The sequence below is a fragment of the Bradyrhizobium sp. CCBAU 53351 genome (genome assembly GCF_015291745.1).
Taxonomy (GTDB): Bacteria; Pseudomonadota; Alphaproteobacteria; order Rhizobiales; family Xanthobacteraceae; genus Bradyrhizobium.
In genome coordinates this window covers 2,749,820-2,764,124 of record NZ_CP030059.1, presented here as the reverse complement: position 1 = coordinate 2,764,124, position 14,305 = coordinate 2,749,820, and the positions used below count along the sequence as shown (strand labels likewise).

Annotated in this window: 13 protein-coding genes; 7 read left to right on the top strand and 6 right to left on the bottom strand. The window is 65.5% G+C overall.

Translation table 11 applies throughout. The features are described 5' to 3' along the window. Positions 1-5 precede the first annotated feature (5 nt). The 7 genes from XH83_RS12800 to XH83_RS12770 all read left to right on the top strand — a co-directional run bounded on the left by XH83_RS12800 (position 6) and on the right by XH83_RS12770 (position 7,154). The gene (locus XH83_RS12800) at positions 6-890 is read left to right on the top strand and encodes an intradiol ring-cleavage dioxygenase (RefSeq protein ID WP_194407336.1); all 885 of its coding nucleotides are present in this window, start codon (positions 6-8) and stop codon (positions 888-890) included. A gap of 58 nt (positions 891-948) precedes the next feature. Further along, complete coding sequence (locus XH83_RS12795; protein ID WP_194407335.1) at positions 949-2,343, top strand: FAD-linked oxidase C-terminal domain-containing protein; 1,395 nt, start codon at positions 949-951, stop codon at positions 2,341-2,343. Then, complete coding sequence (locus XH83_RS12790) at positions 2,340-3,863, top strand: sugar ABC transporter ATP-binding protein (RefSeq protein ID WP_194407334.1); 1,524 nt, start codon at positions 2,340-2,342, stop codon at positions 3,861-3,863. Before XH83_RS12795 ends, XH83_RS12790 begins: the two co-directional genes overlap by 4 nt. Then, positions 3,856-4,806: an ABC transporter permease gene (locus tag XH83_RS12785; RefSeq protein ID WP_194407333.1), complete on the top strand. Its 951-nt coding sequence runs from the start codon at positions 3,856-3,858 to the stop codon at positions 4,804-4,806. The genes XH83_RS12790 and XH83_RS12785 overlap by 8 nt, the downstream gene beginning before the upstream one ends. Further along, positions 4,803-5,780, top strand: a complete 978-nt coding sequence (locus XH83_RS12780; protein ID WP_194407332.1) for an ABC transporter permease — start codon at positions 4,803-4,805, stop codon at positions 5,778-5,780. The genes XH83_RS12785 and XH83_RS12780 overlap by 4 nt, the downstream gene beginning before the upstream one ends. Positions 5,781-5,822: 42 nt before the next feature. After that, entirely contained in the window at positions 5,823-6,797 is a 975-nt protein-coding gene (locus XH83_RS12775) for a sugar ABC transporter substrate-binding protein (protein WP_194407331.1), read from the top strand. Positions 6,798-6,866: 69 nt separating this feature from the next. After that, a complete protein-coding gene (locus tag XH83_RS12770; RefSeq protein ID WP_194407330.1) occupies positions 6,867-7,154 on the top strand; it encodes a YciI family protein in 288 nt (95 codons plus the stop codon). Between the two features lie 89 nt (positions 7,155-7,243). On the opposite strand, the gene XH83_RS12765 is transcribed toward XH83_RS12770, so the two are convergent. The 6 genes from XH83_RS12765 to XH83_RS12740 all read right to left on the bottom strand — a co-directional run bounded on the left by XH83_RS12765 (position 7,244) and on the right by XH83_RS12740 (position 14,298). Continuing rightward, positions 7,244-8,236 carry an ABC transporter ATP-binding protein gene (locus XH83_RS12765; protein ID WP_194407329.1) on the bottom strand — a complete coding sequence of 331 codons (993 nt, stop codon included), beginning with the start codon at positions 8,234-8,236 and terminating at the stop codon, positions 7,244-7,246. After that, positions 8,233-9,222: an ABC transporter ATP-binding protein gene (locus tag XH83_RS12760; RefSeq protein ID WP_194407328.1), complete on the bottom strand. Its 990-nt coding sequence runs from the start codon at positions 9,220-9,222 to the stop codon at positions 8,233-8,235. Before XH83_RS12760 ends, XH83_RS12765 begins: the two co-directional genes overlap by 4 nt. Before the next feature lie 13 nt (positions 9,223-9,235). Beyond that, positions 9,236-10,159, bottom strand: a complete 924-nt coding sequence (locus XH83_RS12755) for an ABC transporter permease (protein ID WP_194407327.1) — start codon at positions 10,157-10,159, stop codon at positions 9,236-9,238. Continuing rightward, the gene (locus XH83_RS12750; RefSeq protein WP_194407326.1) at positions 10,156-11,097 is read right to left on the bottom strand and encodes an ABC transporter permease; all 942 of its coding nucleotides are present in this window, start codon (positions 11,095-11,097) and stop codon (positions 10,156-10,158) included. The genes XH83_RS12755 and XH83_RS12750 overlap by 4 nt, the downstream gene beginning before the upstream one ends. Positions 11,098-11,114: 17 nt before the next feature. After that, on the bottom strand, positions 11,115-12,716 hold the full coding sequence (locus tag XH83_RS12745; RefSeq protein WP_194407325.1) for an ABC transporter substrate-binding protein: 1,602 nt from the start codon (positions 12,714-12,716) through the stop codon (positions 11,115-11,117). Positions 12,717-12,864: 148 nt separating this feature from the next. After that, positions 12,865-14,298: a PepSY domain-containing protein gene (locus tag XH83_RS12740; protein ID WP_194407324.1), complete on the bottom strand. Its 1,434-nt coding sequence runs from the start codon at positions 14,296-14,298 to the stop codon at positions 12,865-12,867. Positions 14,299-14,305: the final 7 nt, after the last annotated feature.

Here is a 14,305-nt window from a genome sequence, read left to right as displayed (position 1 = left end):
GCCCCATGCGTAACTTCAACGAGACCACGATCACGGAAGCAGTGCTGGAGCGGATCGCGGGCGCGACCGATCCGCGGATCAAAGAGATCAGCGAAGCGCTGGTGCGTCATCTTCACGCCTTCGTCCGCGAGGTGCGTCCGACCCAGAAGGAGTGGGAGTTCGGCATCGACTTCCTGACCCGCACCGGCCACATGTGCAACGACAAGCGCCAGGAGTTCATCCTGCTGTCGGACACGCTCGGTGTCTCCATGCTGGTCGATGCCATCAATCACCCGGTGCCGGAGGGCGCGACCGAGACCACCGTGCTCGGCCCGTTCTTCGTGCAGGCCGCGCCGGAGAAGGACAGCGGCGCCGACATCTCCGGCCCGATGGAAGGCGATTCGATGCTCGTCACCGGATCGGTTTCGACCGTCGACGGCAAGCCGCTGGCAGGCGCCGTCGTGGACGTCTGGCACTCCGACGATGACGGCTATTACGACGTGCAGCAACTCGACAGCATCGGCGATCTCGCCATGCGCGCCCGCTTCCACACCGATGCCAACGGCCGCTTCCATTTCTGGTCGATCAAGCCGGCCGCCTACCCCATTCCGCATGACGGTCCGGTCGGCGACATGCTGGAGGCCCAGGGACGCCATCCCTGGCGCCCGGCACATGTGCACTTCATGATCTCGGCGCCCGGCTTCGAGCAGCTCGTGACGCACGTGTTCGTTGCCGGCGACCAATATCTCGACAGCGACGTGGTGTTCGGCGTCAAGGACAGCCTGATCCGGGAGTTCGTCCGTCACCCCGCCGGCCGTGCGCCGGATGGTCGCATGGTGGACGGTGAGTATTTTCACCTCAATTATGATTTCGGCCTGAAGCAGGTCGCGAGCAACGCAAGAGCCGCCTAAGCTTGGCGGCGATGGACCGAACAAGAGTCCGGCAACAGGGAGCAGACAGGGAACCAGGATGGGACCGCGGGTCAGCACGAGCATATTGGCCGATCGCCTCACCGGCCTGATCGGCCCGCGCGCGAGCGTTGCGCGCGGCGTGCTCGATCAGCACGGGCAGAGCGAGTCGCATTACCGGAGCCTGCCGCCCGACATCGTCGTCTTCCCCGAGACGACGCAGGAGGTCGCCGAGATCGTCAAGCTGTGCGCTGGTGCGAATATGCCGATCGTGCCGTTCGGCGCCGGCACCTCGCTCGAAGGCAATGCGGCCGCGGTCGCGGGCGGAGTCTGCTTCGACTTCGCGCGCATGGACAAGGTGCTGGCCGTGCACGACAGCGACATGGATGTCGTGGTGCAGCCCGGCATCACCCGCAAGCAGCTCAATGCGGAGCTGCGCAATACCGGCCTGTTTTTCCCGATCGATCCCGGCGCCGACGCCTCGATCGGCGGCATGACCTCGACCCGCGCCTCCGGGACCATGGCAGTGCGTTACGGCACCATGAAGGATAATGTCATGGCGCTGGAGGTGGTGCTGGCCGACGGCCGCATCATCCGCACCGCCAGGCGCGCGCGGAAATCAGCCGCGGGCTACGATTTGACCCGCATGTTCGTCGGCGCGGAAGGCACGCTCGGCGTCATCACCGGGATCACGCTGAAAGTGCATCCCGTGCCGCAGGCGATCTCGGCGGCTGTCTGCAGCTTCGACAGCCTGCACAACGCCGTGGATACCGCCATCTCGGTGATCCAGTCCGCGATCCCCGTGGCCCGGATCGAACTGCTCGACGACGTCATGATGCGCGGCATCAACGCCTACGCCAAGCTCGGCTATCGCGAGGCACCGACCCTGTTCTTCGAATTCCATGGCTCCGAGAGCTCCGTTGCCGAGCAGGCCGAGGCCGCACAGGCGATCGCCGCCGACCACGGCGGACATGGCTTTGCCTGGGCCAAGGCACAGGAAGACCGCAGCCGGCTCTGGCACGCGCGCGACAACACGCTTTATGCGGGGCTGGGCCTGCGGCCTGGCGCGCGCGCCGTGATCACCGATGTCTGCGTGCCGATCTCCCGGCTGGCGGAATGCCTGACCGAGACGCGGCGGGACGCAGACCAGCACGGTTTTACGGCGCCGATCGTCGGCCATGTCGGCGACGGCAATTTCCACATGCTGATCCTGATCGACCCGGCGAAGCCCGAGGAAGCCGAAGGCGCCAAGGCGCTGCAGGCCCGTATGGTCGCCCGCGCCATATCCATGGACGGCACCTGCACCGGCGAGCACGGCATCGGGCTCGGCAAGATCGACTATCTCACGGACGAACTCGGCGAGGCAGTGGACGTGATGCGATCAATCAAGCGGGCGCTCGATCCTGACGGGTTGATGAATCCCGGAAAGATCTTTGCGAGCGGAGCCAACATATGAGCGACGCGCTTCCGATCGATGTTACCTCACCCACGCCGCTCTTGGAGCTGCGCGGCATCAGCAAGGAGTTTCCCGGCGTCAAGGCGCTGGATGACGTGTCCTTTGCAGTGTATCCCGGCGAAGTCCACATGCTGCTGGGCGAAAACGGCGCCGGCAAGTCGAGCCTGATGAAGGTGCTGTGTGGCGCCTATCGTGCCGATGCCGGGGAGTTCTATCACAACGGCGAGAAGGTCGCGATCTCCTCGACTGCGGATGCGCAGAAGCTCGGCATTGCCGTGATCTTCCAGGAATTCTCGCTGGTCCCCTATCTGGACATCGCCCAGAACATCTTCCTTGGGCGCGAGCCGAAGGGCCGTATCCCCGGCACCATCGACCGCCGCAGGATCCTGGCCGACGCCAGGCGCGTCCTCGACACGATCGGCTTTGACATCGATCCCTCCACCACCGTCGACAAGCTCGGCGTCGCGCAGCAGCAGATGGTCGAGATCGCCAAGGCGATCAGCCAGAACGCGCGGATCCTCGTCATGGATGAGCCGACCGCGGCGCTGTCCGACCGCGAGACAGAGCTCTTGTTCGCTTTGATCGCACGGCTCAAGGCAGACGGCGTGTCCATCGTCTACATCTCGCATCGCATGGCCGAAGTGTTCGCGCTCGGCGACCGCATCACGGTGCTGCGCGACGGCCGCCGCATCGACGGCGTCAGGCCCGCCGACGTCACGCCGGACCAGCTCGTGCGCATGATGGTCGGCCGCAACGTCGACATGACCTATCCCCGTCACTTTGCCGACAAGCCGGGCGAGCTGCTGCTGGAGGTCAAAGGCCTGACTTCGCCCACCGGCATCTCCGACATCAACATCGAGGTGCGCCGGGGCGAGATCGTGGGCCTGTGCGGCCTCGTCGGCTCCGGCCGCAGCGAGGTCGCGCGCGCCATCTTCGGCGCCGATCCCGTCACGTCAGGCGAGATCATCTTCGACGGCAAGGCGATTTCCGGCGAGCCTGACCTTGCCGCCCGCCGCGGCATCGCGCTGATCCCGGAGAGCCGCAAGAGCGAGGGCCTCGCGCTGCTGCGGTCGGTGAGCGACAACCTCGTGGTGTCGGCGCTGCGAAAACTGTTCCCGAGCGGCTTGTTCGACCAGCGCGGCGCGCAGCGCACCTCCGACGCCCTGATCCGGCAATTGCGCATCGCAACGCCGAGCGCGCGGCAGACCGTCGGCCTGCTCTCCGGCGGCAACCAGCAGAAGGTCGTGATCGGCAAATGGCTGGCGGCCGGCTCAAAGCTCTTCATCTTCGACGAGCCGACGCGCGGCATCGACGTCGGCGCCAAGTCGGAGATCTTTGCGCTGATCGACCGTCTTGTGGCCGACGGCGCGGCGGCGCTGATGATCTCGTCCGAGCAGGTCGAGATCTGCCACGTCTGCGACCGCGCCTATGTGATGCGCGAGGGCCGCATCGCCGGGCATCTGACGCGCAACGAACTCACGGAGGAAAACATCGTGCGCCTGGGGATGCATCATGCGTGAAGCCGCGGTCGTCTCACAGCCGAATCCATTGCAGCGCATTCCCGGCGTCGCCATCGTGCTGGTGCTGCTCATCGCCCTGTTCGGCGCGATCGCACCCGGCTTCCTGTCGGTCGCCAACCTCTCCAATGTGCTGGTGCAATCGACCATCCTCACCATGCTCGCTCTGCCGATGACGCTGATCATCATGACCGAGGGGCTGGACCTGTCGATGGGCGCGGTGCTGACGCTGACCTCGCTGTGCGTTGCCATTGTGTCGCTCGCGACCAAGTCAATGCTGCTGGGCCTCGGCGCCGGGCTCCTCGTCGGCGCAGCCTTCGGTGTCACCAACGGCTGGCTGGTGGCGATCCTTGGCATTCCGCCCTTCGTCGCGACGCTGGGCACGCTCGGCATGGCGCAGGGCCTGTCGCTGATCGTCAGCGACGGCCAGAGCGTGGTCGGCATCCCCCACAGCGTGCGCGACATCTATTCGGCGACGCTGCTCGGCATTCCCGTGCCGATCGTGATGGCGCTGGTCACCTACGCGGCGTTCCACGGCTTGCTCTATCACACCCGCTTCGGCACCTACATTTTCGCGCTCGGCGGCAACCGCGAGGCGCTGCGCTATGCCGGCCTGTCGCCGAACAAGCTGCTGATCGCGGTCTATGCGATCGGCGGCGCCATGGCCGGCATCGCCGGCCTGTTGATGACCGCGCGGATGAATTCCGGCCACCCGACCGCGGGCCTCGGCCTCGAATTCGATGCCATCGCCGCGGTCGCCGTCGGCGGCACCTCGTTCGAGCGCGGCAATGGCTGGCTGCTCGGCACCCTGCTCGGCGTCCTCTCCGTCGGCGTATTGCGTAACGGGCTGAACCTGATCTCGTTGCCGTCCTCCGTGCAGGTCGCCAGCGTCGGCGTGCTCGTCATCGTCGCGCTGTTCCTCGATGGCCTCAGGAGCCGGGCATGACCGACATCACCAAAGAGACGATCATGCCGCCGCGCTCTTTCCTGTCGCAAGACGCGATCCAGGTGTTCTACCGCCTGCTCGCGGCGCTGCTAATCTGCGCGGTGCTCGCCGTGCTCAGCGACTCCTTCCTCAGCCTCGGCAATATCCTCAACGTGCTGCGCCAGGCGAGCCTGACCTTCTTCATCGCCTCAGGCCTGACACTGGTGGTGCTGACCGCCGGCCTCGATCTGTCCGTCGGCGCCAATGTCGCGCTGTCGGCCTGCATCGCCGGCACCGTGATCCACAAGACCGGCTCGCCGGCGCTCGGCATCCTCACGGGGCTCGCCTGCGGCGGCATCGTCGGCCTCCTCAACGGCGTCATGGTCACCGCGCTGCGCATCCCCTCCTTCATCGCAACTTACGGCATGCTGTGGGTGCTGAACGGGCTCACCTATTGGTACATGGCGGGCGAAACGCTGCACGGCTTCCCCGCGGGCTTCCGCCAGATCGGCAGCGGCTATCTGTTCGGCCTGCCGATCCCGGTCTATCTGCTGCTGGTGTTCCTCGGCATCGGAACGTTCTTCGCGCAACGCACGATCTGGGGTCAGGAGATCTATGCGATCGGCGCCAATCCGGTCGCGGCCCGCCTCTCCGGCATTCCGGTCGCGCGGCGCCTGCTGCTGGTCTACACGGTCTCAGGCATCATGGCGGGGCTCGCCTCGATCATCTTCCTGTCGCGGCTCAATTCGGCCGAAGCCGACATCGGCGAAAGCCTGACCCTGCCCGCCATCGCGGCGGTGCTGATCGGCGGCACCTCGTTGTTCGGCGGCGTCGGCACCGTGTTCGGCACCTTCATCGGCGCACTGATCCTGACCTTGGTGCTGAACGGCATGAACCTGCTCTCGGTCAGCGCCAATTGGCAGCCGCTCGTCACCGGCATCATCGTCATTCTCGCGGTCTGGCTCGACATGAAGACGCGCCGCCGCGCGCAATGAGTTCTTAGAGTTCCAACAAGCAAAACGAGGGATGGAGGCAACATGAAACGGACACTGGGCTATCTGACGCTGCCGCTGCTGATGGCGGCGGCATTCACCACGCAAGCGCGGGCCGACGGCGAGACCATCGCCGTCTTCACCAAGAACCAGACCAACCCGTTCTTCCAGACGGTGCGGGTCGGCGCCGACAACATGGCGAAGACGCTGAATGCGAAGACGCTGCAATACATCCCGACCAAGCCGGACTCGATCCCCGAACAACTGAGCCAGATCGAAGACGTCGTGGTGAAGAAGCCGAGCGCGATCGTGTTCACGCCGGTCGACTACAAGGCCATGGTGCCTGGTGTCGAGAAGATCAACGAGGCCAAGATCCCTGTCGTCAACATCACCGACCGCTCCGCGGGCGGCAAGTTCCTGTCCTTCGTCGGCGCCGACGATTACAGCCTGGGCCTCGAGACCGCACGCTTCCTGCTGAAGACACTCGGCGGCAAGGGCAACATCGTCATCATCGAGGGCGTCAAGGGCTCGCTGACCAACGTCGACCGCGTCCGCGGCTTCAACGACGCGCTGAAGGAGAATGCGGGCGCCAAGCTGCTGGCCTCGCAGCCCGGCAACTATCAACGGCTGCAGGCGCTCCAGGTCATGGAGAACCTGATGCAGTCGAATTCGCAGATCGACGGCGTGCTCGCCGCCAACGACGCCATGGCGGTCGGCGCGATCGAGGCGCTCGACGGCGCCAACCGCAAGGCGCAGGTGATCGGCATCAACGGCACCAAGGAAGCGATCGACGCGATCAAGTCAGGCAAGCTGCTCGCGAGCGGCGACTACAACGGATTTGCGCAAGGATGCCTCGGCACCATGATGGCGATCCGCGCCCTGCGCAACCAGCCCGTCATCGCCGAGATCGTGCTGAAGCCGACCGTCATCACCAAGGACAATTACCAGCCATTCGACGTGCCGCTGGAGCAGCGGACGTGCCCGACCTTCGAGGACGCCAGCAAGCTCGGCGCGAAGTAACTCCACCCATCACGTCCGGACGGCCGCCATGGCGGCCGTCCCAACACTGAAGCAAGACACGGAGACACCATGCTGTTCGCCATTCACGCCGTCGACCGCGCCGGCGCGCTGCCGACCCGGCTCGCCAATTACGATGCCCACAAGGCGTTCCTCAGCGACACCTCGCGCTTCGGGGTCAAGATCGTGATGTCGGGGCCGCTCGTCTCCGACGATGGCCAGACGATGATCGGCAGCCTGTTCCTGATCGAGGCGCCCGGCCGCAGCGAGGTCGAGGCTTTCAACCGCGCCGATCCCTTTGCCGCGGCCGGGATCTGGGAAAAGGTTACCATCACAGGCTTCCTGCGCCGGCAGGGTTGAGGCCGGCCAAATCGAAAACGCGAAAACAACCCCATGCACAGTAGAATGGGGTTGTTTTTGTTGACGAATTTCCGACGAAAATCCAGTCCTCAGCTGCTCGTCGCGGCGGCACCGTCTTCGAGATGACAGGCCACCCACTGCTCGGCTCCGGCCGCGCGCAGCACCGGCTCCTCGGTCCGGCAGCGATCGAAGACGAACGGGCAGCGGGTGTGGAAGCGACATCCCTTCGGCGGATTGATCGGGCTCGGGACGTCGCCCTTCAGGATGATCGGATTGCGCTGGGCGCCCGGTTCGGGCAGCGGCACCGCCGAGAGCAGCGCCTTGGTGTAGGGGTGTCTCGGCGCGGCAAAGATCTCGCGGCGGGGAGCCACCTCGACGATCTTGCCGAGATACATCACCGCGACGCGGTGCGTCATGTGCTCGACGATCGCGAGGTCGTGGCTGATGAACAAGAGCGCTAGGCCGAACTCGCTCTGCAGATCCTGCAGGAGATTGACGATCTGCGCCTTGACCGAGACATCGAGCGCCGAGACCGCCTCGTCGCACACGATCAGTTCGGGCTCCGCCGCGAGCGCCCGCGCGATGCCGATACGCTGACGCTGTCCGCCGGAGAATTCGTGCGGCCTGCGATGGAGCGCCTCGCGCGGCAGGCGCACGGTGTCCATCAGCGCCGTGAGGCGAACCTCGAGATCCTCCGCCGACTTGGCGAGGCCGAAATTGCGGATCGGTTCGGCGAGAATGTCGCGCACCCGCATGCGCGGGTTGAGGCTCGAGAACGGATCCTGGAACACCACCTGCACGCGGCGGCGCATCTGGCGTATCGTGCTGGGTGCGGCGTCATCGATGCGCTGGCCGTCGAGAATGACTTGCCCTGCGGTGATGTCGAACAGCCGCAGGATGGCGCGGCCGACCGTCGACTTGCCGCAGCCGGACTCGCCGACCAGCGACAGTGTCTCGCCGCGCGCGATCTCGAAGGAGACGCCGTCGACCGCATAGACGAACTCACGCTTGCGGCTGAACAGACGGCCCTTGACCGGAAAATGCTTCTTGAGGTCGTTGACCTGGAGCAGCGGAGGGCTCATGCCGCGACCGCTCCCTTGGCCGCGTAGTGACAGGCGGCGATGTGGCGCGGCCCCTTCTCTTCGAGGCCCGGCGCGTATTGCCGGCACAGATCGGTCGCGAGCGCACAGCGGCCGGCGAAGACGCAGCCGGTGATCGGCTTGCGCAGGTCGGGCACCTGGCCGGGAATTTCGGCAAGCCGTCGTGCCATGCCCGTCAGGGAGGAGCCGAGCCGCGGCACGGCGCCCAGCAGGCCTTGCGTGTAGGGATGGCGTGGGGAACGGAACAACTCGGCGACCGGCGCCTCCTCGACCTTGCGGCCGGCATACATCACCATGACGCGCTCGGCGATCTCGGCGACGACGCCAAGGTCGTGCGTGATGAGAATGATGGCCGCGCCGACCCGGCGCTTGAGATCCAGCATTAGCTTGAGGATCTGCGCCTGGATCGTCACGTCGAGCGCGGTGGTCGGCTCATCCGCGATCAGGAGCTTCGGATTGCAGGCGAGCGCGATGGCGATCATGACGCGCTGGCGCATGCCGCCGGAGAGCTGGTGCGGATATTCGCGCACCCGCCGCTTCGGCTCGGGGATGCCGACCAGCGTCAGCATCTCGATCGCGTGTGCCTCGGCGGCCTGCTTGTCCAGGCCCTGATGGATCATCAAGGTCTCGCGGATCTGGCGACCGACGGTGAGAACCGGGTTCAGGCTCGTCATCGGTTCCTGGAAGATCATCGAGATGTCGTTGCCGCGGATCGCGCGCATCTCGCGGTCAGAGAGCTCGAGGAGATCCTTCCCCGCAAAGCGGATGCTGCCTGCGATCCTGCCCGGCGGCTCCGGGATCAGCCGCATCAAGGACATCGAGGTCACCGATTTGCCGCAGCCGGATTCGCCGACGATGGCAAGCGTTTCGCCTTCATTGACGTGGAAGGACACGCCATCCACCGCGCGGTTGATGCCGCCGGGGGTGCGGAAATGGGTCTGGAGGTTTTCGACTTCGAGCAGGGCCATAGCGGTCAGCCCCTCACAGGCTCTTGGCCATGCGCGGGTCGAGCGCATCGCGAAGGCCGTCGCCGAGCAGGTTTACCGCAAGCACCGTGACGGACAGGAACGCTGCCGGGAAGAACACGATGTAGGGCTTGACCTGCCACAGCGCGCGGCCCTCGGCCATGATGTTGCCCCAGGATGGAATGGTCGGCGGCGTGCCGGCGCCGATGAAGGACAGGATCGCCTCGGTGATCATGGCGCTGGCGCAGATATAAGTCGCCTGCACCAGCATCGGCGCCACCGTGTTCGGCAGGATGTGGCGCAGGATGATCATCGGCGTGCGCGTGCCGCAGGCCACCGCCGCATCCACATAGGGCTGCTCGCGCAGCGACAACACGACGCTGCGGACGAGACGCGAGACGCGCGGGATCTCGGCCACGGTGATGGCCAGGATGACGTTGCCGACGCTGCCGCGCGTCAGCGCCATCAACGCGATGGCGAGCAGGATCGGCGGGATCGACATCAGCCCGTCCATGAAGCGCATCAGGATGCCGTCGGTCCAGCGGATGAAGCCCGAGACCATGCCGATGGCAAGCCCCGCCGCGGATGCGAAAATCGCCACCGACAGGCCGACCGTGAGCGAGACCCGTGCGCCGAACAGCACACGCGAATAGATGTCGCGGCCGAGAACGTCGGTGCCGAACCAGAAATCAGCCGACGGCGCCCGCGTGCGTTTGGCCGGCGCAAGCGCGGTCGGATCAACCGTCCAAAGATAGGGCGCAAAAATCGCGATCAGCACCAATGTCAGCAGCAATGCGCCGCCGATCGCGACCGTGGGGTGGCCGCGCAACAGGCCGACGAAGCCGCGGCGTATCCTGACCGGCCGGAGAATCTCCGGCAATTGCGGCGCGAGGACGAGGCCGGTGGGTAGCGATTGCGGATTGACGGTGGTGTCGGTCAATAGCGAATCCTCGGGTCAACGAGCGTATAGATGACGTCGATCATCAGATTGACGAGGACGTAGACGAAGCTGAACAGCAGCACGATGCCCTGGATGACGGGATAGTCGCGGCGCAGGATCGCATCGATCGTGAGACGGCCGAGGCCGGGAATCGCGAACACGCTCTCGGTCACCACCGCACCGCCGATCAGCAGCGCAATGCCGATCCCGATCACGGTCACGATCGGCACGGCCGCGTTCTTCAAGGCGTGAATGAACAGGATGCCGCCCTGGCCGAGGCCCTTGGCCTTGGCCGTGCGGATATAGTCCTGCTGCAGCACTTCGAGCATGGCGGCGCGGGTGATGCGCGCGACCAGGGCGATGTAGACGCAGCCGAGCGCGATCGCTGGCAGGATCAAATTCTCCAGCCACGGCCAGAAGCCTTGATTGAGCGGCGTATAACCCTGCACCGGCAACCATTCGAGCTCGAGGGCGAAGATGTAGGCGAGCATGTAGCCGACCACGAAGACGGGGAGCGAGAAGCCGAACACGGCAAAGCCCATGATGACGCGGTCGATCAGGCTGCCGGCCTTCCAGGCCGCCACGACGCCGAGCGGCACCGCCACCACGATCGTGAGCAGCAGCGTGACGATCATCAGCGACAGCGTCGGTCCGAGCCGCTGCCCGATCATCGCCGATACCGGCAAATTGGTGAAGATAGACGTGCCGAGATCGCCGTGCAGGATGCGCCAGACCCAGCTTCCGAACTGCACCAGGAACGGACGATCGAGGCCGAGGCTCTGGCGGATGCGCTCCACATCCTCCGGGCTCGCCTGATCGCCCGCGATCACCACGGCGGGATCGCCCGGCGCGATGTAGAGCAGGCTGAACACGAACAGCGCGACGATCGCCATCACCGGCAAGGTCGCGACGACGCGACGGAGGATGTAGGAGAGCATCTGGCTTCAGCACACCATCATGCGGACTTCGACACGCCCCAGAAGAACGGCAGCGGCCCCTTGGCGATGCCGGAGACGTTCTTGCGCCACGCCGTGTAGGTCAGGAAGAAGCCGGTCGGCGCATAGACGACATCCTCGATCGCTGCCTTGTTGACCCGCCCGATCGCCGCCTTCTCTTCCTCGACACTCTTGGCGTCGAACCAGCCTGCAATCTCCTTCTCGGTGTTCGGGCTGTTGGGCCAGCCGAACCAGGCCTTGTCGCCGTTGGCGCGGATGGCGGTGTAGGCGGCGGGCGTGATGCAGTCGGCGCCGGCATGCCAGCTGTGGAACATGTTCCACCCGCCCTGCCCGGGCGGCGTCTTCGCCGCACGGCGAGAGCCGACCGTGCCCCAATCGGTCGCGACGAAGTCGACATTCATGCCGAGCCGCTTCAACAGATCCGCAGTGACGTCGCCCTGCGCCTTGGTGATCGGCTGGTCCTGCGCGACGAGACATGTCACCGGCTGGCCGGAATAGCCGCTTTCGGCCAGCAGCTTCTTGGCGGCATCGAAGTCGCGCTTGCCCTTCAGGATCTCGCCGCCCATCTCGTTGTACACGGGCGTATCCGGCGTGAAGAAGCCGGGCAGCGGCTTCCACAACGCGTTGTCGTCGCCGACGATCGCGCGCATGTAGTCTTCCTGGCTGAGCGCCATCAGCACCGCGCGCCGCGCCCGCACGTCGTTGAACGGCGCGAACAAATGGTTCATGCGGAACGAGCCGATATTGCCGAGGGGATCGCCGATGTCGACGCTGATGTTCTTGTTCTTCTTCAGGACGGGCACGAGATCGGCGATCGGGTTCTCCCACCAGTCGACCTCGCCGTTCTGCAAGGCAGCCGCCGCGGTCGCGGGGTCCGGCATCACGATCCATTCCACGCGATCGACCAGGATCTGCTTGCCGCCGGCGAGCCAGGAGGCCTTCTCCTGCCGCGGCACGTAATCGGTGAACTTCTCGAACACCGACTTGGCGCCTGGGACCCACTCGCTCTTGGCGAACTTCATCGGACCCGAGCCGACATATTCGGTGATCTGCTTGAAGGGATCGGTCTTGGCGATCCGTTCCGGCATGATGAAGGAGCACGGCGCGTTGTTCTTGGCGAGCGCATAGAGCATTTTCGGGAAGGGCTGCTTCAAGACCCATTTGAAGGTGCGATCGTCGACGGCCGTCAGTTCCTGCTGGATGGCGATGATCATCAGCCCCATCGGATCGCGCGCAGCCCAGCGTGACAGGCTGGCAACGGCGTCCTTGGCCAGCACCGGCTCGCCATCGTGGAACTTGAGACCGGGGCGCAAGCGGAACGTCCAGGTCTTGCCGTCGTCCGAGGTCTCCTCGGACTCGATCATCTGGCGCTGCGGCTGCAGCTGCGCGTCGATGCCGTAAAGCGTGTCCCAGACCAGCGCCGCGGCATTGCGCACGACATATTGCGTGCCCCAGATCGGATCGAAATTGGCGAGATTGGCCTGCGGCACGAAGCGGAGGGTACGGGCTGATGCGCCTTGCGCGATCGCCGGGGCCGAGAGGCCGGTCAATGCCAGACCGCCCGCGCCGGCAAGTCCCTTCAATACGGTCCTGCGATCCATGACGTCCTCCCAGTAATGCTGTGATGCCGGCCGTCGTTGGCCAAGGGCAGGTGAAACCAGAACCCATTGGCGTGCAAATGGTATGCCACTAACCGGACCTTCGCCAGCGGGATCTCACCGCCATTCGGGCCGGCTGGTTCGCCTGGAGTCAGACCCTCAGAGACAGCCGCAGGCGCCGCCAGCCGATGACGACGCCGGTCATGGAAAACACGAATCCGATTGCACAGAGCCCGACGATCAGGATATCGCGCAGAAGCGGATGCGCCATGAGGATCGGAAAATCCAGCGTGTGCAACGCGGCGTAGAACCAGCGATAGGCGCGCCGCGAGGCATCCAGCCTTTGCAGCACATTGCCGTCGGCGCCGTCGATATCGAACCAGAGCTCGCCGCAATGCACCCGGTAGACCGGCGCACTTGGTACGGCGGATCGTGCGGGATAATCATCATTGCCGGCCAAAACGCCTGGGATGCCGCAATCTTTGGCAAGGCGGGACGTCAAGCCCCGAACCTCGCCCGCGCTCAGGACGCCGGCTTGTCCCGCGCCGGATGTATCTTTGGTCCTGATCAATTTCTGCGAAGCCAGCGCGAGCCGATCGCGACGATAGACCTCGCCATCGAAGCCGAACCATTCGGCTTCCCAGACCGATGACGCCAGTGGCGTCCGCTCCAGCGACAGTGCCTCCGTCCAGCGGGGCACGGCGTACGCGGCGCCAGCTTCCGAGCCCGTCAGCTGTCCGCGCGAGAACAGCCGGCCATGGTCCATCGAGAGCCAGCCGCTGAAGATCCAGCTGAGCACGAACAGCGTCGCGGCAAGGCCAAGGACGTGATGCCATGCGTGCCACCCGCGATAAGGCGTTGCGGGGCGGCCATTCCTCGTCCTGATCTGCGCGATTCCGAGCGCCGCACCCAGCACGGCTGCGATCAAGGCCAACAACGACAATGTCCAGACGACGCCGTCCCACAGCGCCCAGTCGCGTCTCAGCACCGTCGGGTAGATCCAGTGCAGCACGCTGCCGGCCCAATTCCAGCCGCGCTCGCCTCGCGTCGTATCCAGGACGACCTCGCCGGTGCGCGAGGAGACATAGAGCTCCGTTCCGGCGGCATCGCCGAGGGCGATGCGAAACAACGGCCGGTGACGATCGAAGCCGTTCGGCACGGTCCATTGATCGTAATCCGCCTTCGCGAGCAAGGTTGCGTGCGCGGCATCGAGCCCGCGGTTGCGGGCGTGATCCCGCCCGATGGCGAGCGCCACATCGGAGGACACCACCTCTGCGTCGCTCCCGTCGGAGCCGCGCACGGCGCGCAGGCGCGATGGTCCCGTAATGACATAAGCGAGCCCATCGCTTCGCCGGATCAGCCTGACACGCGTGGCGTCCGTGATTCCGCTCGCGACGACGGCATCGGCAACCGCGATCCGCGCATCCGTCCGGTCCAGCGGCGCAAGACCGGCAAAGCGCTCCGCTTCCGTCAGCGACGGAAACGGAACGAAGTGCATCACGATTCCCGTCGCGAACCACATCGCGAACAGCAGGCAGAACGCGATCCCGAGCCAGCGATGCAGCAGGACGATCGCGGCCATCATGCGGTCA

Bases quoted from the DNA above. Each gene is read 5' to 3' on its own strand.
- XH83_RS12800 (WP_194407336.1), top strand. From the start codon at position 6: ATGCGTAACTTCAACGAGACCACGATCACGGAAGCAGTGCTGGAGCGG.
- XH83_RS12795 (WP_194407335.1), top strand. From the start codon at position 949: ATGGGACCGCGGGTCAGCACGAGCATATTGGCCGATCGCCTCACCGGC.
- XH83_RS12790 (WP_194407334.1), top strand. From the start codon at position 2,340: ATGAGCGACGCGCTTCCGATCGATGTTACCTCACCCACGCCGCTCTTG.
- XH83_RS12785 (WP_194407333.1), top strand. From the start codon at position 3,856: ATGCGTGAAGCCGCGGTCGTCTCACAGCCGAATCCATTGCAGCGCATT.
- XH83_RS12780 (WP_194407332.1), top strand. From the start codon at position 4,803: ATGACCGACATCACCAAAGAGACGATCATGCCGCCGCGCTCTTTCCTG.
- XH83_RS12775 (WP_194407331.1), top strand. From the start codon at position 5,823: ATGAAACGGACACTGGGCTATCTGACGCTGCCGCTGCTGATGGCGGCG.
- XH83_RS12770 (WP_194407330.1), top strand. From the start codon at position 6,867: ATGCTGTTCGCCATTCACGCCGTCGACCGCGCCGGCGCGCTGCCGACC.
- XH83_RS12765 (WP_194407329.1), bottom strand. From the start codon at position 8,236: ATGAGCCCTCCGCTGCTCCAGGTCAACGACCTCAAGAAGCATTTTCCG.
- XH83_RS12760 (WP_194407328.1), bottom strand. From the start codon at position 9,222: ATGGCCCTGCTCGAAGTCGAAAACCTCCAGACCCATTTCCGCACCCCC.
- XH83_RS12750 (WP_194407326.1), bottom strand. From the start codon at position 11,097: ATGCTCTCCTACATCCTCCGTCGCGTCGTCGCGACCTTGCCGGTGATG.
- XH83_RS12745 (WP_194407325.1), bottom strand. From the start codon at position 12,716: ATGGATCGCAGGACCGTATTGAAGGGACTTGCCGGCGCGGGCGGTCTG.
- XH83_RS12740 (WP_194407324.1), bottom strand. From the start codon at position 14,298: ATGATGGCCGCGATCGTCCTGCTGCATCGCTGGCTCGGGATCGCGTTC.